Source organism: Streptomyces sp. NPDC050806 (assembly GCF_055586425.1).
Window position 1 is genome coordinate 888,823 of the sequence record NZ_JBVJIF010000001.1, and the last position, 22,828, is coordinate 911,650.

A 22,828-nucleotide genomic window follows, 5' to 3' on the forward strand; every position below is an offset into this window, starting at 1 on the left:
CCTGGATCAGTACCGGGGGATCGGCCACCCCATCAGCATGATCATGTCGACTGCCATCGCGGGCGACGGCAGTGAGGGCCGTGCGCCGCGCCACAACCGGCTCTGGCGGGCCGGTATCGAGCGGCTCCTCCGCGAGTGTCCGCGTACCTCGGCGTTCTGGCTCGACGCCGACCACCGGCTGGTCTTCACGCACGCCGCGGAGATCGCGCAACTGATCGCGCAACTGATCGGGGAACGGACCCCGCGCCAGGGCCTGGAGCGTGGAACTCATGCGGAGCACACACCGGAGCACACGCCGGAGCGCACACCGCCCAGCCGACGAGCCGGCCTCGTGAGCCGTCCCTGGGACACTGGGGTGATGCTGACGATCGGCGAGCTGGCGTCGTACGCCGGAGTGACGGTACGCGCGGTGCGGCACTACCACGCCAAGGGGCTGCTGCCGGAGCCGGAGCGGGACCACTCCGGCTATCGGAGGTACGACGGACGTGCGGTGGTCGAGCTGATCAAGATCAGGACCCTGGCAGAGGCCGGGGTCCCGTTGGCGCGCGTACGGGAGCTGCTGCAGGCGGGCGAGGGGGAGTTCGCCGCGGCGGTCGCGGACATCGACAGGCGGTTGAAGGAGGAGATCCGGGAGCGGCAGCGGCATCGCGAGCGGATCGCCCGCCTCGCGGCCGGAGACCATCTGGTGCTGCCTCCGGAGGTGGTCGAGTATCTCGACCTGCTGCGTGTGCTCGGGGTCGACGAGCGGATCGTCCAGGCCGAGCGCGACGGCTGGATCCCGCTGGCCGCGCACTCGCCGGAGCGAGTACCGGAGTGGGTGGCACGCAAGCGGGAGCAGATCGCCGATCCGCGGCTCGTCGGCTTCTATCGCATTCTGGGGCAGGCACTCGACCGTACTGACGATGACCCGCAGCTGGTCGGGCTGGCCGACAAACTGGCCGCCTACGTCACGGAGGTGGCCGACGAACGGGGTGAGGAGTACCTCGACGACACCGGCATCGAGGCTCCGCTCGTCGAGCTGATGGACACCCTGGCCTTCGACACCGTGCCGCCGGCCCGTCGGCTGATCGAGCTGCTGGAAGAACGCGGTTGGACCGGCTGGACCAGGCTTGGGCGTGTGGGACCGGAGCGAAGCCGGCAGGGGTAGGTGCGGTGGGCCGGGTTCATCGACGGCGTCATCGAAAGCGGTACGCGCACCGCCGCCACGTCCACACCGGCCGCCAAGCGACCGCCGGCCGACCGCTCCGGACGGCAGTGGGGCGCGGCCGGCTGCCACGCCCCACAGAGCCGTCCTGACCAGAGCTCTGGGTCAGGACGTGATGAAGCGGTGGGTACCGGACCCGGCCCGGAACACCGCGCAGTCCTCCGCCATACGGAGGAAGCGGGTGCCGTCGTGGGTCACGTCCTCGGCACGGGCCGCGGGGACCCACACCTCCGCGGTGGAGTTGGCCGGTACGGAGACGGTGAGCGTGAAGCGGTCCTTGCCGTCGAGCGTCCAGCGCGTCCGTACCGGACCGTACGGCCCGTCGAAGCGCGCACTGACGGTGCGTACGCCGCCGCCGGGGCGCGGGCGTACCACGACCGTGCGGAAACCCGGCTCACCCGCCGTGATGCCGGCGAGGTTCTGGTACATCCACTCGCCCACGCAGCCATAGGCGTAGTGGTTGAAGGAGTTCATTCCGACGTCCTGGAAGCTGCCGTCCGGCTTGATGGAGTCCCAGCGTTCCCACATGGTGGTGGCGCCCTTGTCGATCTGATAGCCCCAGGAGGGGAAGGTCCGCTGGTGCAGCAGCCGGTGGGCGACGTCCGCATGACCGGCCTCGGTGAGCGCGGGCAGCAGCCGCGGCGTACCGAGAAAGCCGGTGGACAGGTGGTCCTTCCGTGCCCCGACCAGCTCTACGAGCCGGTCGGCCGCGGCGCGCCTGGCGGCCGCCGACGGCAGCAGGCCCATGGACAACGCCAGGACATACGCCGTCTGGGTGTCGCCCTTGATTCTGGTGCCGTCCGACACATAGGCGTCGTTGAACGCCTGCCGGATGCGGGTCAGGAGTGTGTCGTACGGCCCGCTGTCCTTCCCCAGCACCTTCGCGATGCGTGCGACGAGGTCGGTGGCATGGGCGAAGTACGCGGTGCCGATGACGTCCTTCGGGGTCTCGTCGTCGACGTTCAGCCAGTCGCCGTAACCCTCGGCCGGGCGCAGCAGGCCGTCGCTGTGCGCCTCCAGGTAGGAGATCCACTTCTGCATCGCGGGCCAGTTCTCCGCCAGTACCCCCTCGTCGCCGTAGGCCTGGTACAGCGCCCACGGCACCGTGACCCCGGCGTCCCCCCAGCCCGCGACGCCCGAGCCGACCGGGCCGACGAGGGGCGCGACGTCGGGGAAGGCCCCGTCGTCGCTCTGCCCGTCACGCAGATCGCGCAGCCACTTGGTGAGGAAGCGGGCGGAGTCCATGGTGTAGGCGGCGGTGGGCGCGAAGACGTTGATGTCGCCGGACCAGCCGAGCCGCTCGTCCCGGGCCGGGGTGTCGGTCGGCACGGCGAGGAAGTTGCCGCGCTGACCCCAAGTGATGTTGCTGTGCAGCTGGTTGAGCATTGCGTCGTCGGTCGAGAAGTCCAGGGTGAAGGGCACCGCGGTGTGCAGCACCCGTCCGACGACGGCATCCTTCGGCGGTGTACCGGGGTACCCCGTCACCTCGACGTACCGGAAGCCGTGGAACGTGAAGCGCGGCTCGTAGCGCTCCTCCCCGGCGCCCTTGAGGGTGTAGGTGTCGACCGGGCGCGCCGTACGGAAGTTGGCGACGTAGAGCGCACCGTCCTGGTCGAGGACTTCGCCGTGCCGCACGGTGATCTTCTGACCCGCCTCGCCGCCGCGGACGGTGAGCCGTACGACGCCGACCATGTTCTGGCCGAGGTCGTAGAGGAAGACGCCGGGGCGCTGTTCGGTGACCTTCACCGGCTCGACCTCCCGCATCATGCGGGTCGGCGCTTCGGTGGTGGGTACGACGGTGGCGGTGATGTCCTGCTGTGCCGTGGCGGCCTGCCAGTCCGAGTCGTCAAAGCCGGGGGCGGTCCAGCCGGGCGTCGCGGCGCGCGCGTCGTACTGCTCGCCCATCATCAGGTCGGCTGTCACCAGTGGTCCGGCGGCGGCCCGCCACTGCTCGTCGGTGGTGATCCGGTCGGTGCTGCCGTCCGTGTACCGGACCTCCAACTGGGCCAGGAGCGCCGGGTGCGCGCCGTAGGTGTCCTGCCCGAACCAGCCGACATTGCCCGCGTACCAGCCCGTGGCGAGGGTGACGCCGAGTGCGTTGTCGCCGCGCCGCACCGCGTCGGTGACGTCGTACGCCTGGTACGGCACGCGCCGCTTGTAGTCCGTCCAGCCGGGGGCGAGGCGGTCCTCGCCGACGCGCTCGCCGTTGAGGTGCGCCTCGTACAGCCCGAGGGCGGTGAGATAGAGCCGGGCACTGGCCACCCGTTTGCGGGCGAGAGTGAAGGATCGGCGCAACTGGGCCGGTGACTGCTCGGCCCGCACCTTCCCCCACGGATCCGCGCCCCAGGCGGCGACGGTACGGGCGGGCTGCCAGCCGCTGTCGTCCGCTCCCGGCTCCTGCCAGCCGTCACCGGGCTTCCGGTCGGTGCTCAGCCAGCCGTCGCCCGTGGTGTGGCGGGTGGTACCGGTGTCCGTGGTGATCTCCAGCACGGCGATCAGTCCCGCCGGGCTTGCGCCGGCGTTCTCCGCGCTCACGGCGAGGGTGTTGGTGCCGGCGCGGAGGTCGTGGGTGAGGTCGAGGAGGGCGGGCCGGCTCCAGCTCTTCTGCACGTCGAGCGCGCCGCGGTGGGTGAGCTCGGTGCCGTTGACGTACGCGGTGAAACCATTGTCGGCGGCGATGACGAGCCGCGCCCGGCGCACCCCCGCGGGAATCTCGACGGAACGCCGGAACCAGCGGGTGCCGGCGGGGGCATTGCCGCCCGGCGCTTCCTCGGGGAACCAGATCCAGGAGGCACCCTCCAGGGACGGGGCCGCGACGAGCGTGGCGGGTGCCGCGATCCAGTCCCCGTGCCACTGCTCACTGTCCGTCAGCCCCATCTCCCACCAGGTGGGTTCGCTCCATGCCGAAGGCCGGTCCGCACCGTCCCACACCCGCACCGACCAGTGGTAGCGGGTGGCCTGCTGCGGCGTGGGCCCGTCGAACGGTACGAGCAGAGACTGCCGCGAGGCGCGCCGCCCGCTGTCCCACACATCGGGGTCGGCCAGCCGTGCCGGGCTGGTGGCGACCCGTATCTGATAGGCGTGCTGCACCTGGTCGGGAGCGGAGGAGCCGAGCTGCCAACTGAACCGCGGACGCGGTGTGTCCAGCCCGATCGGCCGGTCGGCGTACTCCGTCGTGGTGGACTCGACGCGCAACACACCTCCGCCGCCGCTGTGTTCGCCCTCCCCGCCACTGTCACCGACTGCAACGGCGGTGGGCGCGGAGAGCGAGAGCGCGGCGGTGGACGCACCGGTAGCGGCTGCGGTGGCGAGCAGATGACGGCGGCTGATCATGTGCACCTCCAGAGGGGGGATGGCGGCCGTGGACAGCCCGGAGAGTAAAACGATTCAAGTCGCGCGCCAGGAACGTAGGGCCGAGTGCTACTCGACGTCAAGGGATGTTTCCACTTGAGAGGGAGGGGGTCGCGTGCGAGCCCGCGCCTGAATTGAAAAGATTCAACTAAGTGCTCGCCCTGGCTGCCTACCTACCTACCTGACTGCCTGGCTGCCTGTCTGACGGCCGACCAGCGGCCGGGTTCGACCGGCCCGCTGGTTCGACCGGCCGCCTGGTTCAGCTCGTTCAGCCCCGAGCTTTCGCGCGCTCGGGTGCGGGTGCACCCCTCAGGGGCTCCGGTGCGTGTTCAGGCGCGCGGCCTGGCGGGTGAGGTGGTTGCGTTCGGCGAGGTTGGGGGCTTTGTGGGCCGCCTCGGCGTACAGGCGGGCCGCTGTCGCCAGGTCGCCATTGCGTTCATGGAGGTAGGCCGCTACCGCGGTCTGGCGGGGGAGCGTCTCGTCGCTCAGTGCCGCGAGGGCTGCCAGGCCGGCGCGGGGGCCGTCGGCCTCGCCCACGGCGACCGCGCGGTTGAGGCGGACGACGGGGCTGTCGGTCAGCCGCGTGAGCTCGTCGTACCACTCGACGATCTGCACCCAGTCGGTCTCCTCGGCGGTGGGCGCGTCGGCGTGCAGTGCCGCGATGGCGGCCTGGGCCTGGAACTCGCCCAGCCGGTCGCGGGCGAGCGCGGCCTGGAGGATGCCGATGCCCTCGGCGATCGACGTGGTGTCCCAGCGGCCGCGGTCCTGCTCGGCGAGCGGTACGAGGCTGCCGTCGGGTGCTGTCCGGGTGGCGCGCCGGGCGTGGTGGAGCAGCATGAGGGCGAGCAGTCCCGCCACCTCGGGGTGGTCGATCGCGGCCGCGAGCTGCCGGGTGAGGCGGATGGCCTCGGCGGCGAGGTCGACATCGCCGGAGTAACCCTCGTTGAAGACGAGGTAGAGGGTGCGGAGCACGGTGGCGACGTCGCCGGGGCGGTCGAAGCGGACACCGGAGACGGTGCGTTTGGCGCGGCTGATGCGCTGCGCCATGGTCGCTTCGGGCACCAGGTAGGCCTGGGCGATCTGGCGGGTGGTGAGCCCGCCGACGGCGCGGAGTGTGAGCGCGACGGCGGACGACGGTGTCAGCGACGGGTGGGCGCACAGGAAGTAGAGCTGGAGTGTGTCGTCCACCGAGACCGCCGGGCCTGGCAGCGGCTCCTCGTCGACGAGTTCCTCACGCCGGCGGCGGACGGTGTCCGCCCGAGTCGCGTCGAGGAACTTGCGCCAGGCCACGGTGATCAGCCAGCCCTTCGCGTCCCGCGGGGGGTCGGTGGGCCACACGCGAACTGCCTCGGCCAGCGCGTCCTGTACGGCGTCCTCGGCCGCCGCGAAGTGGGCTCCGCGGCGGCCGAGGACGGTGAGGACGCTCGGCGTGAGGCTCCTGATCAGGGCCTCGTCCATCCGAGTGCCCTGATGAGAATCCTGAGGAGACACCTGAGGGGTCACTCCGTGATGGTGGGCGGCGCGGTCAGGAACGGGCGCACCTCCAGCCACTCGTGGATCGGCTTGCCGCCCGCGCCGGGGGCGGCCGACAGCTCCCCGGCCAGTTCGACGGCGCGCTCGTAGCTGTCGACGTCGATGATCATCCAGCCGGCGATGAGGTCCTTGGTCTCCGCGAACGGTCCGTCGGTGACCGGCGGGCGCCCCGCACCGTCGTAGCGGACCCACGCGCCCTCGGGGGCGAGCGCCTGACCGTCGACGAACTCGCCCGTCTTCTCCAGCCGGGCCGCGAAGTCGTTCATGTACTGCATATGCGCCGAGATCTCCTCCGGGCTCCACTGATCCATCGGCACGTCATTGACCGCAGCCGGTGCGCCGCGGTAGTGCTTCAGCAGCAGGTACTTGGCCATGGTGGTTCTCCTCGATGCTGGGTGCGACCATTGTGGTCGCGTTCACCTCGGGGACGGAGCCGGTCACGCGTTCTCGACATCGTGTCGTCCGAATTTTTCAATTTCCGTGCGGGGCCCGGGCAGGGCCGGTCAGCGCGGGAAACCGGGGGCGTGATGTCTGGGGGAGTCGGTGCCCCTCGGTGCTTCGGCGACCGCCTTGAGGTCGCGAAGCCACGCTTCGAGGCCCTGACGCAGAATCTTGGTCGCGGTGGGAACATCCGATTCGACCTCGGCACCGGTGTGGGTCTCTTCGGTGCTCACACGGACGCCGCCCCTGACCTTGGTGAAGTTCCATACGTGGACGCCGTTGATGCGCAGTCCTTCGCCGACCGCGGGGCCGGTCCAGCGGATGCAGGAGTGGCGCTTCAGCTGCTCGACGGTCGAGGTGATCTCCAGGCCGGTGGCCGGCGTAGCGGGGTTCGGCGGCACCGGCGTCGTCCACCGGAACGCCGAACCCTTCCGGAACGGGCCGTGGTCGAGGCGCTCCATGGTCGTGATCGTGTCCTGCCAGGACGGCCAGCGCTCCACGTCGGTCTGCAGCTTCCAGATCATACGCAGCGGTGCGTGGATCACGGTCTCGGTCCGGTGGCGGACGAGAGCGTGGGGATCGACGCCTTGTCCGCGGCAGGTAAGGGACTTGGCGGGGTGTGCGGTGGCGGCGCCGGCCGGTGCGGCGGCCGTGCCGAGTAATCCGAGGGCCACGAACGGAACGGTGAACAGGGTGGTGCGCATGTGGGTGCGGCGGATGCCGAACCTGGTGTGGGACATGGCGTTCTCCTCGTTGGTCGAGACGCTTCGATACAGCCTAATGTGTTCGTTAGAAGGTATAACGGCATGCCGGTGAGGGGTCAATAGAGTAGTGATACCCTCTAACTAAATCTCGAAGCTGTAGCTACGTGAGCGGAGCGGTAGCTGCACTCAGCCGCACGAAGCGGTAGTTACATTCAGCCGCACGAAGGGGAGGGTGGCAGGCCGTGGCGGAGACGGACGCGGGCACCCCGCGGGAGCGCTATCGCAAGCAGGTGCGTGCGGAGGTCAAGCAGCACGCCTGGGACCAGATCGCCACGGCGGGGGCCTCCGCGCTCTCCCTCAACGCGATCGCGAAACAGATGGGTATGAGCGGGCCCGCGCTGTACCGCTACTTCGCCAGCCGCGACGAGCTGATCACCGAACTCATCCGGGAGGCCTACCGAAGCCTCGCCGAGACCCTCCGCGGGGCCGCCGCCAACGGCGCCGACCTGGCCGGACTGGCGTACGCCCTGCGCGACTGGGCCCTGGCGGACCCCCAGCGGTATCTCCTCATCTACGGCACCCCCGTACCCGGCTACCGCGCGCCCGACGACGTCACCGGCATCTCCGACGAGATCATGACCACGCTGCTCGACGCGTGCGCGACGGCCGGCTCGGACGGCCCCGCCTCGTCCTTCAGCGCCCACCTGGAAGACCACCGGGACTGGGCCGCCGGCCACCCGGCCCCGCCCGCGGCCCTCCACCGGGCCCTGGCCTTCTGGACCCGGCTGCACGGCGTACTGTCCCTGGAACTCGCCGGACACTTCACCAACATGGGCTTCGACCCCGCTCTGTTCTTCGCAGCCGAGCTGGATGACCTACTGGCTACCCCCGGCCAGGGAACTGCTCGCTGATCCGAGACGGCTGTGGGGCTGATCCGGGGGAGTGGCGGGGGCCCGGGTGCGGTCGTCAGCGGGGGAGGACGGAATTGATGGCCGCTGTGACCTCGGCGGCCTCGGGCTCCGTCTTGGGAGCGAAGCGTGCGGCGACGGTGCCGTCGGGGGCGATGAGGAACTTCTCGAAGTTCCAGCGGATGTCACCGCTGTGACCGTCGGCGTCGGCGGTGTCGACGAGCTCGGTGTAGAGCGGGTGCCGGTTGTCGCCGTTCACGTCGGTCTTCTGCGTCATCGGGAAGGTGGTGCCGTAGGTGGCGGAGCAGAACGTCGCGATCTCCTCGGGCGTACCCGGCTCCTGGCCCATGAACTGGTTGCACGGGACTCCCAGGACGGTGAAACCACGCGACGCGTAGTCCTGCTGAAGCCGTTCCAGGGCCGCGTACTGCGGGGTCAGACCGCATCGGGACGCGACGTTGACGATCAGTACGGCCGACCCCTTGTACTGGGCGAGGTCGGCGGAGCCGCCGGTGAGGGCGTCGATTTTGATGTCGAAGACGGTCATGTCACTCCTTGGAGCGTGGGTGTGCGGTGCGGGAAGATCCCGGCGGTCCACCCTAGTGCGCCGCCACCGCCGTGGACGGGGCGCATGTCCGGGGATACTGGGCCGGTGGGGATGCGGATGGCGGTGCTCGGGCCGGTTCGGGCTTTCGACGATGACGGGACGCCGGTCGGCATCGGGGGCCCGAGGCCACGCATGTTGCTCGGACGGCTGGCGCTGGCGGCGGGCGACAGCGTCTCGTCCGACGCGCTCATCGACGGTCTGTGGGGCACCTGCCCGCCCGCCGACGCGCTCAATTCGCTGCAAGTGCTGGTGTACCGGCTGCGCAAAGCCCTGCCCGGCAGCGAGCTGTTGGAGTCGGCAGGGACCGGCTACCGGCTCGCGGTGCCGAAGGAGTGCGTAGACGTCGCGCGGTTCGAAGCGCTGGCGACGCGGGGCGGGCGGGAGCTGGCCGTGGGGGCAGCCGAGGAAGCGTCTTCGCTGCTCGGCGAGGCGCTCGCGTTGTGGCGGGGGCCGGCGCTGGCCGACGTACGGCAGGCCCCGTTCGCCGGTCCGGCCGTTGCCCGGCTGGAGGACTTGCGTATCGCGGCGCTGGAGGACCGTTGTGACGCGCAGCTGCGGCTCGGCCACCACGCGCAGCCCCTCGCTGACCTGGAGGCGGCCTCGGCGGAACATCCCATGCGGAACGGCTGGCCGCGCTGCGGATGCGCGCCCTGCACGCGGCGGGCCGGCAATCCGATGCGCTGGCCGCGTTCGAGGACATACGCGGCAGACTCGCCGATGAGCTGGGTGTCGACCCGTCGGCCGAGCTCCGGGAGGCCCATCTCGCCGTACTGCGCGGCGAAGGGCGGTCGCCCGCCCCGCCGCCCGGTCCGGCACCTGGCCGGCTGCCCGCCCGACTCACCTCGTTCATCGGCCGGGACGGCGAGCTGGGGTTGCTCGACGGGCTGATGGCGGCCGCCCGGCTGGTCACGATCGTCGGCCCCGGCGGCGTGGGCAAGACCCGGCTGGCCGAGGAGGCAGCGGCCAGGCACCGCGCCTACCGGCAGGGCCGGCTCTGGCTCGTACCGCTTGCCGGGGGCACGACCCCGGCGGGGTGGTCGACGCGGTGCTGGGCGTGCTCAATACGCCGAACCTTCCGCGGCCTCCGGGCGACAGTCCCAAGGAGCCGCTGGAGCAGGTGATCGACCTGCTCGGGGGAGGCGAGGCGGTGCTCGTACTGGACAACTGCGAGCACGTCGTCGACGCCGTCGCCGAGTTCGCGCAGCGCGTGCTCGAACGACGCCCCCGCCTCACCATCCTGGCCACAGCAGGGGCCCGCTGGAGGTCATGGGCGAGACACTCTGCCGCCTCGGACCGCTGCCCCTCCCTCGGCAGGGCGTGGATCCGGCCGAGGCCGCCACGTCGGCCGCCGTACGTCTCTTCGTCGACCGGGCGACGGCCGTACGTCCCGACTTCACACCCGACGGGACCACCATGGAAGCGGTGGGCGAAGTGGTACGCAGGCTGGACGGGCTGCCGCTCGCCCTCGAACTGGCCGCGGCCCGGCTGCGGTCGATGAGCGCCGAGCAGATCGCCCGACGGCTCGACGACCGGTTCCGGCGGCTGTCCACGGGCAACCGGGCGGCGCAGCCGCGTCAGCGCACCCTGCACGCCGTGATCGAGTGGAGCTGGGAGCTGCTCACCGGCCAGGAGAAGACACTGGCGCGGCGGATTGCTGTCTTCCCCGCCCCGGCCGGGGCGGAGGCCGTCGAGTCGATCTGCGCGGACGTGTCGGACGGGGCGGACGAGACGCTGTCTGCCGAGGAAGTCCCGTGCGTACTCGGCTCGCTGGTCGACAAGTCCCTGGTGGAACGGGTCGGGGACGCTCATCGGACGCCCGGGGACGGTGTCCGGATGCCCGGAGACGGATACCGGATGCCCGGGGCCGGTTACCGAATGCTGGAAACCGTCCGTGCGTATGCGGCCGAACAACTCCTGCAGGCGGGCGAAGGGGAAGTGGTCCGAGGACGGCTCGTCCGTCATTTCGCCGACGTGGCCCAGGAACACGAACCGCTGCTGCGCTCCGCCCGGCAGCACGAGTCCTTCGCGCTCTTCGCGGCCGAGTACGACAACATGGTGTTCGCGCTGCGGACGGCCCTCGACGGACGCGAAGCGGACGCCGTGGCCCGGCTCCTCGGCCCCCTGTACTGGTACTGGAACTCGCTGCGCTACGACGCACGGGCCGAGGCCCTGGTGGCCGGCGCGTGCGAGCTGGGCGACACGCTGCCGGCGGACGCACGCGCCGTCTTCACCGCGATCCACCTCCTGACCGGTACCGGGGGCCCCACCCTCGATGCCGAGCGGGTGCCTGCCCTGATCGAGGACTGTGCCCGCACCGGGGCGCTGGAGAGTCATCCGACGGTGCTGCCGGTGATCCTTCCGGCGGGCCGGCTGCTCGGCTTGGACGAGCTGGTCTAGCGCCTGATACGGGAGATACGCGGGCGCCGGGACCGGTGGGCCATCGCGTGCACGTACCTTGTGGAAGCCTTCATGCACCACGACCGGGGTGCGTGGGAGGGCCTCGCCAGTGCGGTGGCCGACGCCCTCCGCGAGTTCGAGGCGGTGGGCGACGATCTGTGCACGGCGATGGCGCTGGCAGGCGTGGCGCAGGTGCACTCCGTCCAGGGGGAGCACGACGAGGCCATCGCCGCCTACCGGCGCGCGCTCGCACTCGTGCCCCAGGACGAGGTCCAGTACCGGTTAGGCCTCGCCTCCGAACGGATGCGCGGTGGCGACCTGGCGGGCGCGCGGCAGGACATCGACACGGCCGAGCAGACCGCCCGGGACCGTGGCGACGACCTCCTGCGGATCGCGGCCCTGGTCTGCCGGGCCGACCTGCACCGTCGCGCGGGAGACCCGGCCCGGGCCGACCGGCAACTGCGCCGGACAGCTGCGCTCGGCCGCGAGACCGCCCTGCCCGACGAGGCGGTGGAGGACTGGATCGCGCCGGCGCGGATGGCGAACCTGTTGGCGGCAGGCGATGCCGTACGGGCGCGTGAGCTGCTGCCCGGAGTCGTTCGCGCGGCCTTCGCACACCGCAACGTCGCACCGGCGGCCCAGCACCTGGCCCGGCTGCTGCTGGCGGAGGGAGACCCGCCCGGCGCGGCCACCGCGCTCGGCATGAGCCAGGCCATCCGTGGCGCCTTCGACGACGGCGAACCGGATCTCCGCGCACTCGCCGACGAAATCGCGCGAGCGCTCGGCCGGACGGAGCCGGAGGCTGTCCTCACCGCCTCGGTGAGGGTGGGAGCCAGAGCGGCCAGGATGTCGACGGCCTCGGCGATGTACCGGTAGGCGGTGGTGGTGCCCACGCCGAATCCGGCGGCGAGCTGGGCGTAGGTATGGCCGCATCGTAGATGAGCCAGCACGAGCAGCGCCTGCCGTCCGGCGGCCGGCCGGCGCCATCGTGTCCCTTGCGCAAGACGACGTGCGGTCAGCTCACGGGCGAGGAAGCGCAGAGCGGAGGTGGACAGATCGACCCCGGCTGGGTAGACGAGCATGCGGAAGCTCCTGGCAGGATGGCTTGGACTCGACACGCACCCGTCTACCAGGAGCTTCTCTGCGCCCGGACCCCGCCCTCACCCCAGCGGCCCCGCTCCGCACGCAGGTTGAGGAAACCTCAGTGGGGGGTGGCGTGAGGGAGCGCGCGGAAGTGCTCGGCGCCGATCACGAGCGCGGGACGGTGGTCGAAGTGACACCGATCCCCTTCGTGCCCGCGTCGTGCCCGGCTACCTGCGAGCCGGGCGCGAGCTGGATTCGGTCGAGCTCGCGGCTCAGGGCCGCATCGGACTCCCCTCCGGTGTGCTCAGCTGCGCTCAGCGAGGAGCGGTATCGGCCCGGGGCCCTGCTCCCAGGAGCGCGAGGAGCCCGGGGAATCTCTTCTCGATGTCCGCGCGTCGTAGTCGGATGCCCTTGCGGTTGCCGTAGTCGATCTCGTCAATGAGACCTGCCTCGCGCAGGACCCGGAAATGGTGGGTCTGGGTCTGCTTGGAGATCGGAAGATCGAACGAGTTGCAGCCCCGCTCGCTGTCGCTGCGGTCGGTGGCCAACTCCGTCATCACCGAGCGACGGTGCTCGTCGGCAAGGGCACGGAACACCGCACCCAGATCGAGCGCATCGGCCTCCGGGCCGTCCAGGTTCCTCCCGGCCACGCGGCACCTCCTTCAAGTACGACTTGCATCGTACCTGAAGGGCGTGCTTCCCTGAGGTACGAAATTGATCGTACCTTGGTCCGGTTGCGCCGCCCCCTGCCGCCGCTCCCTCAGACCCGGCCCGGCACTCGCCGGGGACCTGGTCATCGACACTCCGAGAGGTCATCGTCATGAAGAAGCCCGAGGTGCTGATAGTCGGTGCCGGAATCGCAGGGCCCGCACTCGCGTACTGGCTCTCCCGGAATGGATACCGGCCGACGGTCGTCGAACACGCCCGGCAGCTGCGCTCCGGTGGTAGCGCGATCGTCGTGAAGGGGCCCGCGGTCCCGGTCGCCGAGCGCATGGGCGTCCTCCCGCAGCTCCGCGAGCTCGCCACCCGCAATCGGTCGCTGACCCTGCTCGACCCCGGCGGCAGGCGAATCCTGCAACTCCCGCTCACCTCGGACAAGGCGCCGACGGTCGAGGTGACCCGAGCCGACCTGTCCGAGGTGCTCCACCGGTCGGCGCAGACCGAGGCCGAGTTCTTGTTCGACGACACGGTCACCGCTCTCGACCAGGACGAAGGCGGGGTGGACGTCACCTTCCGGCGGTCCGCGCCACGGCGCTTCGACTTGGTAGTCGGTGCCGACGGGATGCACTCCACCGTACGGCGCCTGGTATTCGGGCCCGAGCGGCAGTTCGCGAGCGACCTGGGCCTGTACGGCGCGACCGTCCCGCTGGAACCCGACGCCATCGAGGACCCGACCGAGATGACGATGCTGACCGTGCCGAACCGGATGCTGGTCCTCCACCCCTCGCGGACCACCCCGCTCGCGATCTTCACTTTCCGGGCCAAACAGGCGGCGCCCCACGACCGCAAGAACATCGCCCTTCACAAGCAGACCGTGGCCGACGCCTACGCCGACGTGCGGTGGCGGGCACCGGAACTCGTAGCGGCGTTCCTCGACCACCCGGCTCCGTTCTTCGACCCCCTGACCACCGTCCGGGTGCCCTCGTGGTCCCGCGGACGGGTCGTACTGCTCGGGGACGCGGCGGCGGCGACGGCCCTGCTGGGTGACGGGTCCAGCATGGCGATGGCGGGCGCGTACGCCCTCGCAGAAGAGCTCGCCGCCCATCCCGGTGATTACGCCCGCGCCTTCGCCGCCTACGAGTCGCGGCTCCGCCGTGAGGTAGGCCCGCGGCAGCGACGCGTCGGTCTGCTCTCCAGGCTCATGGTGCCCCGCACCCGGCCGGGCCTCGCGGTGCGCAACGCGGTGGGCCGCGCGGTCGGTCGCACGAACCGGATCGCCACTCGCGAAGCCGCGAACCGGTAGACCGGGTCCGCACCGACCGGTCACCGGTCGGTGCGCAGCTCCGCGGTAGCTCTCAGCCGGGTCGGCGCCGCCATGTCCGACGAGCCCGGCTCGGAGTGGCAGGTCATCGCCGATGCGGCAGGTCGACTGCTGTGGGCCTCACCCACCGTTCCCGGCGCTCGCCACGCCATGGGGACTGCCGGTGACTACGCCCCCGCGACGCGGAGGTGAAGTGCGGGGCGGACAAGGCGTATCAAGGCGGCGACGGCATCATCCCGGTGCCCTTCCGCAGCCTCCGTCTCAAGTTGCGGCAACGTCGGCATAACAGCACCCACGCCAGGATCCGCTGCCTCGGCGAGCAAGCCATGGCCGCCCTGAAGGGCTGATGCCTCCCGCGGAAACTCCGCTGTAGCACCAACCGGGTCACCGCTGCAGGAATACCAGACGACGGCCGTGAGCTGCCTGAAGGGCGTCTCCGCGAAGGAGACGGGGCGCGGCGAGTACAGCGCCGTCGACGGAGCGGTCCGCACCGTCCGGCCGACCGGGTCGCTGCACGTCACCGGGTCGGCGGGGGCCCGAAAACTGCGGCGGATCGCGGAACTCCCAGCAGCATGCCGGCACCCCTCGCCCAAGGATTCGGTAACGACGTTCGACGTCTTCTGGCAGTCGTTCGAGGAGAATTACCCCTTCTTCGCCGCCAAGGGAATCGACTGGCATGCCGTTCGGAACGCATACCGCCCCAAGGTGCACTCCGACACGACCAGACGCGAACTCTTCTCCCTCTTCAGCAAGATGGTGAAGCCGCTGTACGACGCGCATGTCGTCGTCTTCGACGGTGACCGGCACTTCGCCCGGGTCCGCCCGGGCACCAGCATGCCCAGCGAAGAACTGGACGTGCAGACCAAAACTCATATCGTGCAGCGCGACCTCAAGGGCGAGAAGCCGCAAGAATTCGCGAACGGCCGGATCAGCAAGCGCACTCAGTACACGCGCCCGCAGCCCATCCCGGTACGGCCCGCTCGGGGAACCCACCGCTACAGCGGCCCGATCGCCCTGCTGACCGGAGGGTCGACGGTCAGTGCGGGAGAGACCTTCACCCAGGCCCTCATCGACCGGCCCGGCCGGACCCTTCGCATCGGCGAGCCCACACAGGGTGTCTTCTCCGACACCCTGGACCGCCGGCTTCCCAACGGGATGGCGGTCTGGCTGCCGAACGAGGAGTTCCTGACGAGCCGCGGGAAGACCTTCGAGGGTACCGGCATTCCGTCGCACATTCGTACCCCGGTCTTCACCAAGGAGGAGTTCACGAAAAACCGCGACTCAGCCTTCGACGCGACCGTCGCGGCACTCCGGAACCAGGAGCTGCCGCTGAGGTAGCCGCGAGCGCAGTGGCCATATTTTGTAGAGGTCGGGGCTCAAAGTCGCTGTATGGTGTTGCGTCCACCGTTGGTAACGTTGAAACGTGGAGAATTCCTATGCAGGGATTGCGGGTTACTACGACCTCATCATGACCTCTGGGTATTACGACTACGACGCTTACGTCGAAGAGTTACTTCCCCACTTCGGCGAGCGCCAGAACGTGCTGGAGCTCGGTGTGGGCACGGGGCTGGTGTGCGAGAAGCTGCTGGCGACGGGCCCCGGGGAGCTGCGGCTCACCGGCATCGATCACACCGAAAGCATGCTGGCGCAGGCACGGGCCAGGCTCGGCGACCGGGTGCGCCTCCTGCGGCAGGACATCCTGAACATGGACGCGCCGGCCGGCTTTGATGTCGCCTTTTCGGTGGGCGGTGTCTGGCTCTGCGTGCGGGATCAGGACGGAATCGGCCTGAGCAGCCATCTCGTGGAGGACGAGGACAACATCAGGGCGCTGGAGAACCTCGCGGCCGTGCTCCGGCCGGGCGGCAGCCTGCTGCTGGCCGTCCAAGCGGCGCACCGCCCGTACAGGCGGCCGCTGTCCGGCGATTTGGTGTACGCCCAGGACCTCCACGACGAGGGCAACGGACGGTTCACCAAGGACTACTTCGTCCTGCGCGAGGACACCGTCGTCGCGCACCAACGCTCCCGGTACCGGGTGTTTCCGATGGAACAGGCCGACCGGATGCTGGACCGGTGCGGTTTCGGTCTCACCTCCGACGGCGGCGCCGACGGGCTGTTTCGCCACTACACCCGCCGGTAGCCGGGCGCGGGGAGGCGACCCTGACGGCCGAGGACGGCGATGCGGCGTCGGCGTCGGGGACGGTATCGGGGACGGAGGCCGGTACGGGAATGCGGTCGGGCCGAGATGCGCCCTGTCGCCGTGCGCCGGTGGCCGGTCTCGTCGTGACCGTACGGCGCTTCGGAGTGGCGCGGGTCGGTGTGGTGAGTACGGCGAGACACCCGACGACCAGGGCGATGCCGGCCGACCCCAGCAGCGGCAGGCGTTCGCCGACGACCAGGACGGCCAGTACGGCGGCGACGGCGGGTTCCAGCAGCGAGAGTGTGGTCGCGGTGCTCGCCGGGACGTGCGCCAGGCCCCAGCCGAACAGTACGTAACCGAGGAACATGGGCACCAGGGCCATATAGGCGCCGACGGCCGCGTTGGACCACGAGTCGAGCAGCGGGGCACCGGTGACCAGGAGCACCGGCAGGAGCAGCAGTCCGCCCAGCCCGAAGACGGCACCCATCGCCGCGCCGGAGGTGACACCACGGCGGATCAGACGGTGCGCCGCCCAGGAGTACAGGGCGTAGGTGAGCCCGGCCACCAGACCCAGCCCCACCCCGAGCACGGTCGCACCGGCAGATCCGGCCCCGGGGCCGGAGTGCGCGTCGGCCGCTTCCGCCGCTTCCGCCACGCACAGCAGCGCCGTCCCGGACAGGCCCAGTGCGGCGCCCACCATCCAACGGCGGGTGAGACGGCGCCCGTCCACGACACGCTCGATGAGGGCGGAGGCGAGCGGGGCCGAGCCGATCGACACCACGGTGCCGGCGGCGACCCCGGCAAGATGCATGGAGCTGTAGAACGCCAGTGGGTAGGCCGCGACCGCCAGCGCCCCGAGCACCACCACACCACCATGTGCGCGCAGGCCAGGCGCTTGCCGGGCGATGCGGGGAGCGGCCACCAGGGCCTGGAGCAGTCCGCCCACTCCCATGGCGACGGCCCCGATCGCCAGCGGGCCGACTCCCGGGGCGAAGGTTGCCGCGGTGCCCGTGGTGCCCCACAGCACCGACGCCACGAGCACGCACAACGACCCCACGCCCACCGAGCCGGACGCATGTCCTGCGGGCCGCGTCACAGCCGGTCCAACAGGTTCGCCGCCATCGTCCGCGCATGCTCCAGGCGCGTACCAGCGCCTTCCAGGCCGGCGCGCGCCATCGCGCCTTCCAGCAGGAACGCCAGATGCTCCGCCACCGCGCGCGCCTCCTCCGGCCGTCCGGGAAGCAACTCCTCGACATGCCCGGCGAGCAGGGACTCGACCTCCTCCTTGTGCCGGCGCACCACGGCCCGTCCCTCGTCCCCGGCGGGCAGCTCGGCCGCCGCATTCAGCAGACCGCACCCCCGGAACCCGTGCTCATAGGCGGACGCCGCGTGATCGACGTACGCGTCGAAGACGGCCAGCACACCGCCGCGACCGTCCCCAGTGGCTGTAAGCCGCTGCCGGTACAGGCCCAGCCACTCCTCATGCCGCGCGTCGAGGTAGGCCCGCACCAGTTCCGCCTTGGAGGCGAAGTTGTTGTACAGACTCATCTTCGCCACGCCCGCCTCGGCGGTGATCGCGTCGATCCCCGTCGCCGTCACACCGTCCGCGTAGAAGCGGCGCGCCGCGGCGGCGAGCAGCCGCTCGCGCGCGGGCCCCCGGGGCTTCCGGGGTGGTGTCGTAGCAGTGCCGGCGTCGTCGCTCATCGGACCCCTCCAGGTTCTAGGTAGGTCAGTCTACCTAGAACCTGGAGGAGATATCTGGAGGAGCCCGCGTTTCTCAGGTGCTCAGCTGGAGCCGTCGCAGCACGTCGGCGACGCGTGCGCGGTCTTCTGCGGGCAGGCCGCGTAGCGGCAGGGGGAGGTTGTGGGGCGCGGTGAGGCCCAGCTGGGCGGCCACGGCGGCGATGACGCGCAGGGAACCGTGTTGCGCGAAGAGATCCCAGAGCGGCTGCAGCCGTTGGGATTCCGCCCGGGCCCGGTCGTGCTCGCCGGCCTGGGCGGCCCGGGTGATGGCCAGGGCCGGCTCGGGAAGGGTGCCTGCGATCACCGAGTACCAGGCGTCGCAGCCGGCGTTCAGTCCGGTCGCCGCGAAAGCGTCGCCGCTCACCCCGACGGCCACCGTCTCCGGCAGAATCTGCCGCAGCTGCCGGACGCGGGCGAGGGCGGCCTCGGGGTCTGCCGGCACACCGGGGATCTTGATGGACGCGACGTGCGGCAGCTCTGCCACCCGTGCGTACAGCTCGTCGGTGAAGGTGAAGTGGGTCGTGCGGGGGTTGTCGTAGACCACCACCGGCACGGAGAGATTGGCCGTCACCTCCTTGAACAGTCCGAACACGTCGTCCTCGGTGAGGGGTTGGTACGACATCGGTGCCAGCAGCAGGCCTGCCGCCCCCGCGTTCTGTGCGTCCTCGGCCGCTTCGAGCACGTGCCGGGTACGGAGTGCGCCGATCCCCACGATGACCGGGGTCCGCTCGGCATGTTCGACGGCGAGGCGGGCGGCGCGGGCCCTTTCCTGGCGGGTGAGGTAGGCGTACGACCCGGTGGAGCCCAGCGCCCCGATCGAGTCGACCCCGGCAGCGGCAAGCCGGCCGACCAGCGCGGCGAACGCCTTCTCGTCGATGCCGTCCTCGATGATCGGGGTGAGCGGAAAGGCACTCAGGCCGGTGAACATGGATTCTCCCTGGTGGTGTGGGAAGAGGGCAGGTGCAGGCCGTCTCGGGACGGGGGCGTACCGCAGCCGGATCGGAATCCCGGCGAGGTCAGGACCCCAGCCAGGTCAGAACCTGGTCGGCGTGCTCGTTCGGCGGGAAGACCGGATAGAAGACGTGCTCGATCGTGCCGTCGCGGATGATCAGTGTCAGCCGCTTGTGGAGGGTCAGTCCGCCGGCCTCGAAGACGGGCAGGTCCAGCGCCTCGGCCAGGCTGCGCGTGGGGTCGGACAGCATCTCGAAGGGAAGGCGGAGCCGTTCGACGACTTCGCGCTGGTAAGCGGGCTCCTGGCTGGACAGGCCGAGCACACCGGTCGCGCCGGCGGCCAGCAGGTCCTGATAGTGATCACGGAAGCCGCACGCCTCGGGGGTGCAGCCACGGGCGCCGGGGATCGCATCCCACCCCTCGGGCAGGTCGACGCCCGGACGGCCGGTGAGCGGGTAGAGGTACAGCACCGTCCGGCCCGCGCCCAGCGCGTCGAGGCGGACCGTCGACCCGCCGGTGCTGTGCAGTTCCAGCGGCGGCACCGCCATCCCGGGCAGGTGGGCGGCTGCGCCGTCGTCCTGCGGTACGGGCAGGCCGGCGGGCAGGTTCGTGAAATCGGTCACCAGGTCCTCTCCTTCGTCGGCCGGTGCGATGCGGCTGTTGCGGTGGGCGGCCTGCCGCAGGTGCGTGAGCAGTGCCGTCCGGCGCGCGGTGAGCCCCTCGATGCGCGCGGTGAGTTCGTCGATCGCCTCGCGGTACTCGGCCAGCGAGGCCGGGCAGTCGTCGGCATGCTGATGTCCGACCGCGAGGCAGTCGAGGAACGGCCGGGTGCGCTCCACAGGCAGGCCGAGATCGCTGAGCGCCCGGATCTCCTGAACGAGCCGTACGTCGTGCTCGTCGTAGTCCCGGTAGCCGTTGGGCAGGCGTACGGGTCGCAGCAGCCCCAGCGATTCGTAGTAGCGCACTGCCTTCGTCGTCACGCCCGCCCGGTGGGCCAAGTCACCGATCCGCATCTCTCTCACCTCGAAGAACGCTAAACCCTGCCCCTGAGGGCAAGGTCAAGGCGGCGCGTGGGCGGGTCCGGCTTCAAGGAAGGGGATCAGACGGTAGCCGCGGGGTGTGCCGGGCTGAGGTAATGCACGGCGGTCTGCTCGGTGTGCGGGGTGAGCAGGCTCTGCAGCTCGTCGGCTGCGGCCTTGAGGTGGTGGCCGTCGCGGGTCGCCTGCAGCGTTTCGAGGGCGAAGACGACGTGGGTGGAGTCCTCGGTGACGCGGGTGCGGTGGGCGTCGCGGTGATTCCAGTGGCGGGTCAGGACGCCGGTGGTGTCCGCGTAGATGATCTCGCCGGACCTGGGGTGCTCGACGGTGTCGGGTTCGCCGAGCGGGGTGAAGGATTCGGTGCCGTCCGCGTACCGGATGTCGACGTCGCCCGTGACGTGGTCCAGGTCGAAGGCGCCGGCGGGCAGGCCGTGGCGGACGGAGACGGCGTTGTAGGAATCGACGGCCGCATTGATGCGCGGCAGTGTGCCCTTCTTGGCCAGGCGGCGGCCGAGTGCGTCGACGCTGGGGCGGACGCGGCGGGGGTTGGTGCCGAAGGAGCGGTACGCGGTGTGCCAGGCCTCGATGCGCGGATCGGTCTCGTCGGCGGGCCGCCAGGTGCCGTCGGCGAGCTGCCGCTCCAGCTCTTCCAGCGCGGTGGCGGTGTGCGGCCAGGGTTCGTGACCGCGCAGGCCGGCGGCGGTGACCAGGGCGATGAGGGTGTCGGGGAAGGCATCGGTGACGCCGGAGGAGAGGCGGAAGGCGGGCATGGGCGACTTTCCGTTTTCTGCGTGGGGGCGGGTTTCTGCATGTGGGCGGGGGCTTGCGATGGGGCGTGCGGGTGCGCTGCGGAGGCATCGGCTCAGGTCAGGGCCAGGAGGCTGACGGCGACGGCGGCGGTGCCCAGGCCGACGAGCTGGCCGCGGTGGATGCGTTCGGCGAGGACGCCGCGGGCGAGCAGGACCGTGCCGGCCGGGTAGAGGGCGGTGATCACGGCGACGACGGCGAGGTCACCGCTGCGGGAGGCGAGCAGGAACAGGAGGTTCGCCACCGAGTCCAGCACACCCGCGGCCGCCGACATCGCGTACGCGGGCCGTTCGGAGCCCAGCCTGCGGTACATCACGCCGGCCGCGGCCAGGGTGACCGCCGAGGAGACCGACCTCCCGATGATCAGCGGGGCCACCCCGCTGTCGGACGGCGCCTGGTGCAGGCAGACCAGCTGCAGGGCGATGGCGGCACCCGCGCCGAAGGCCAGCAGCAGCGCCGTGCGGGAGGGCCGCACCGCGCCCGCACCGTGCCCGGCGCTGACCAGTACGACGGCGACAAGAGCGAGCGGGAGGCCTATCAGCCCGGCGGTGGCGAGATGCTCGCCCTGGAGCAGACCCACCCCAACGGGCAGTGCGGCGGAGACCAGGGCGGTCACGGGCGAGAGCACGTTCATCGGGCCGATCGCCAGGGTGCGGTAGAGCAGGACGAACGCGGTGGCCGAGGCGACTCCGGACGCGGCGCCCCAGCCGAGGGCGCCGGGGCTGAAGGAGGCGCCGAGTACCGGCCACAGCAGCAGCTCGACCACCAGGCTCGCCGGGGCGGCGATCAACACGGTCCGCAGCACATGTGCTTTTCGGGCGCCGAGGCCGCCGAAGAAGTCGGCGCATCCGTAGGCGAGGGAGCTGCCCAGGGCCAGCAGCAGAGCGATCACGGTACATCCCTTACTATGACAGTGGAACGACCAGACCGTACAACGGAACGACCGGTCAATGTCAATCAACCGACCGGAAGGTCCATTGCACTGACCCATGCGTCGAACGATGGTGCACTTGACCCACGTATTGACTCACGCACTGACCCACTCGCGAGGATGGTGATCGGATGGCCGAGGCAGAGGCCGCCCTGCGGACGCTGGCGCACAACGTCAGAGCGGCCCGCACCCGCGCCGGCCTGTCCCTGGATGAACTCGGCCGCCGCGCCAAGGTCAGCAAGGGGGCTCTGGTGGCGCTGGAGAAAGCCCAGGGCAACCCGAACTTCGCCACCCTGGTCCGGCTGGCCGACACCCTCGGCGTCTCGGTCTCGGCCCTGATGGAGGGGCCCGCCGAAGGCCGCGTACGCGTCGTGGCTGCCGATGCGGTCATGCCGTTGTGGGCCGGGGCGCAGGGCAGCGAGGCCCGGCTCATGCTGACGACGTCCGGCCCGGCGCCGGTCGAGGTCTGGCGCTGGCAACTGGCGCCTGGGGAGGAATACCCCAGCCACCCCCACCAGGCCGGTGTGGTGGAAACCGTCAGCGTCACCGCGGGCCGGATGACCCTGATCGTCGACGGCACCGAGCACGCCGTCGAAGCCGGCCAGACCGCCACCTTCGACGGCGACGCCCCGCACGCCTACCGCGGCGCGGGCACCGGGACCTGCCACTTGATCATGACGGTCCACCTGCCGCCGGGCCCCGCTTCAACGGCCTGACCCGTGTGCCCGACCGGCCGTCGCACCGTGTCCCCGACCCGGACGACCCCCTCGGTGATCCGGCCCTCGGTCAACGGGATCTTCCGCTCGTGCTCCAACTCCTGCTCCGACGCCGGTTTCTGCTCCGATGCCGGCCCGCCCTGCTCCCCTTCCATGCGCGTCAGCAGAGGCGGCGGGGCGGCGGGGCAGCGGGACGACCCGCCGACCGTGAGGTCGATTGCCTATGTGGGGCTGCGATCCGGACGGAGGAGTGGTGGGCTGGAGGTGCCAGCAGTGCTGCTGGGCGACGACAGCCGC

General features: G+C 70.8%; 20 protein-coding genes and 2 pseudogenes. 9 read left to right on the forward strand and 13 right to left on the reverse strand.

Translation table 11 applies throughout. From position 1 onward, the window contains the following. The first annotated feature begins 358 nt into the window (after window positions 1–358). A complete protein-coding gene (locus tag ACZ6WH_RS04015) occupies window positions 359–1,147 on the forward strand; it encodes a MerR family transcriptional regulator (protein ID WP_469726263.1) in 789 nt (262 codons plus the stop codon). Between the two features lie 162 nt (window positions 1,148–1,309). Here the strand turns inward: ACZ6WH_RS04015 and ACZ6WH_RS04020 are convergent, their stop codons facing one another. From ACZ6WH_RS04020 to ACZ6WH_RS04035, 4 genes are all read right to left on the reverse strand, one after another. Then, entirely contained in the window at window positions 1,310–4,537 is a 3,228-nt protein-coding gene (locus ACZ6WH_RS04020; protein ID WP_469725783.1) for an alpha-L-rhamnosidase, read from the reverse strand. Window positions 4,538–4,864: 327 nt separating this feature from the next. After that, entirely contained in the window at window positions 4,865–6,013 is a 1,149-nt protein-coding gene (locus ACZ6WH_RS04025; protein WP_469725784.1) for an RNA polymerase sigma factor, read from the reverse strand. Between the two features lie 41 nt (window positions 6,014–6,054). Then, a complete protein-coding gene (locus tag ACZ6WH_RS04030; protein ID WP_469725785.1) occupies window positions 6,055–6,462 on the reverse strand; it encodes a YciI family protein in 408 nt (135 codons plus the stop codon). A 129-nt stretch (window positions 6,463–6,591) separates the two neighbouring features. After that, the gene (locus ACZ6WH_RS04035) at window positions 6,592–7,269 is read right to left on the reverse strand and encodes an SRPBCC family protein (RefSeq protein ID WP_469725787.1); all 678 of its coding nucleotides are present in this window, start codon (window positions 7,267–7,269) and stop codon (window positions 6,592–6,594) included. A gap of 206 nt (window positions 7,270–7,475) precedes the next feature. On the opposite strand from ACZ6WH_RS04035, the gene ACZ6WH_RS04040 reads away from it, so the two are divergent. After that, entirely contained in the window at window positions 7,476–8,144 is a 669-nt protein-coding gene (locus tag ACZ6WH_RS04040; protein WP_469725788.1) for a TetR/AcrR family transcriptional regulator, read from the forward strand. A gap of 55 nt (window positions 8,145–8,199) precedes the next feature. Here ACZ6WH_RS04040 and ACZ6WH_RS04045 read toward each other — a convergent pair whose 3' ends face one another. After that, on the reverse strand, window positions 8,200–8,688 hold the full coding sequence (locus ACZ6WH_RS04045; RefSeq protein WP_469725790.1) for a glutathione peroxidase: 489 nt from the start codon (window positions 8,686–8,688) through the stop codon (window positions 8,200–8,202). Window positions 8,689–8,880: 192 nt separating this feature from the next. Here ACZ6WH_RS04045 and ACZ6WH_RS04050 point away from each other — a divergent pair. The 3 genes and pseudogenes from ACZ6WH_RS04050 to ACZ6WH_RS04060 all read left to right on the forward strand — a co-directional run bounded on the left by ACZ6WH_RS04050 (window position 8,881) and on the right by ACZ6WH_RS04060 (window position 12,021). Next, window positions 8,881–9,869: pseudogene (locus tag ACZ6WH_RS04050) on the forward strand (AfsR/SARP family transcriptional regulator). 145 nt (window positions 9,870–10,014) lie between these two features. Then, window positions 10,015–11,145 (forward strand): ATP-binding protein, encoded by a 1,131-nt coding sequence (locus ACZ6WH_RS04055; RefSeq protein ID WP_469725791.1) that lies wholly within the window; start codon window positions 10,015–10,017, stop codon window positions 11,143–11,145. Window positions 11,146–11,313: 168 nt separating this feature from the next. Beyond that, window positions 11,314–12,021, forward strand: coding sequence for a tetratricopeptide repeat protein (locus ACZ6WH_RS04060; RefSeq protein ID WP_469726265.1), 708 nt, complete (start codon window positions 11,314–11,316; stop codon window positions 12,019–12,021). Here the strand turns inward: ACZ6WH_RS04060 and ACZ6WH_RS04065 are convergent. Beyond that, window positions 11,943–12,227: pseudogene (locus ACZ6WH_RS04065) on the reverse strand (helix-turn-helix domain-containing protein); the annotation flags it as partial. The gene ACZ6WH_RS04060 and the pseudogene ACZ6WH_RS04065 sit on opposite strands and share 79 nt — an antisense overlap. 315 nt (window positions 12,228–12,542) lie before the next feature. Next, the gene (locus tag ACZ6WH_RS04070) at window positions 12,543–12,878 is read right to left on the reverse strand and encodes an ArsR/SmtB family transcription factor (protein ID WP_469725793.1); all 336 of its coding nucleotides are present in this window, start codon (window positions 12,876–12,878) and stop codon (window positions 12,543–12,545) included. 170 nt (window positions 12,879–13,048) lie between these two features. On the opposite strand from ACZ6WH_RS04070, the gene ACZ6WH_RS04075 reads away from it, so the two are divergent. The 3 genes from ACZ6WH_RS04075 (at window position 13,049) to ACZ6WH_RS04085 (ending at window position 16,346) form a co-directional block, all read left to right on the forward strand. Beyond that, window positions 13,049–14,191, forward strand: a complete 1,143-nt coding sequence (locus ACZ6WH_RS04075; RefSeq protein ID WP_469725794.1) for an FAD-dependent monooxygenase — start codon at window positions 13,049–13,051, stop codon at window positions 14,189–14,191. Between the two features lie 432 nt (window positions 14,192–14,623). Beyond that, window positions 14,624–15,547: a S41 family peptidase gene (locus ACZ6WH_RS04080; protein WP_469725796.1), complete on the forward strand. Its 924-nt coding sequence runs from the start codon at window positions 14,624–14,626 to the stop codon at window positions 15,545–15,547. Window positions 15,548–15,677: 130 nt separating this feature from the next. Further along, entirely contained in the window at window positions 15,678–16,346 is a 669-nt protein-coding gene (locus ACZ6WH_RS04085) for a class I SAM-dependent methyltransferase (protein WP_469725798.1), read from the forward strand. Here the strand turns inward: ACZ6WH_RS04085 and ACZ6WH_RS04090 are convergent. The 6 genes from ACZ6WH_RS04090 to ACZ6WH_RS04115 all read right to left on the reverse strand — a co-directional run bounded on the left by ACZ6WH_RS04090 (window position 16,294) and on the right by ACZ6WH_RS04115 (window position 21,776). Further along, on the reverse strand, window positions 16,294–17,442 hold the full coding sequence (locus tag ACZ6WH_RS04090) for a DMT family transporter (protein WP_469725800.1): 1,149 nt from the start codon (window positions 17,440–17,442) through the stop codon (window positions 16,294–16,296). The two genes, ACZ6WH_RS04085 and ACZ6WH_RS04090, sit on opposite strands and share 53 nt — an antisense overlap. Beyond that, a complete protein-coding gene (locus ACZ6WH_RS04095) occupies window positions 17,439–18,050 on the reverse strand; it encodes a TetR/AcrR family transcriptional regulator (protein WP_469725802.1) in 612 nt (203 codons plus the stop codon). The genes ACZ6WH_RS04090 and ACZ6WH_RS04095 overlap by 4 nt, the downstream gene beginning before the upstream one ends. A gap of 73 nt (window positions 18,051–18,123) precedes the next feature. Continuing rightward, entirely contained in the window at window positions 18,124–19,017 is an 894-nt protein-coding gene (locus ACZ6WH_RS04100; RefSeq protein ID WP_469725804.1) for a dihydrodipicolinate synthase family protein, read from the reverse strand. An 88-nt stretch (window positions 19,018–19,105) separates the two neighbouring features. Beyond that, window positions 19,106–20,053, reverse strand: coding sequence for a MerR family transcriptional regulator (locus tag ACZ6WH_RS04105; RefSeq protein ID WP_469725806.1), 948 nt, complete (start codon window positions 20,051–20,053; stop codon window positions 19,106–19,108). 86 nt (window positions 20,054–20,139) lie between these two features. Next, the gene (locus ACZ6WH_RS04110) at window positions 20,140–20,847 is read right to left on the reverse strand and encodes a B3/B4 domain-containing protein (RefSeq protein WP_469725808.1); all 708 of its coding nucleotides are present in this window, start codon (window positions 20,845–20,847) and stop codon (window positions 20,140–20,142) included. 92 nt (window positions 20,848–20,939) lie between these two features. After that, on the reverse strand, window positions 20,940–21,776 hold the full coding sequence (locus ACZ6WH_RS04115) for an EamA family transporter (protein ID WP_432849680.1): 837 nt from the start codon (window positions 21,774–21,776) through the stop codon (window positions 20,940–20,942). A 170-nt stretch (window positions 21,777–21,946) separates the two neighbouring features. Here ACZ6WH_RS04115 and ACZ6WH_RS04120 point away from each other — a divergent pair, with 170 nt between their 5' ends. Beyond that, on the forward strand, window positions 21,947–22,531 hold the full coding sequence (locus tag ACZ6WH_RS04120; protein WP_469725811.1) for a helix-turn-helix domain-containing protein: 585 nt from the start codon (window positions 21,947–21,949) through the stop codon (window positions 22,529–22,531). The last annotated feature ends 297 nt before the right edge of the window (window positions 22,532–22,828 follow it).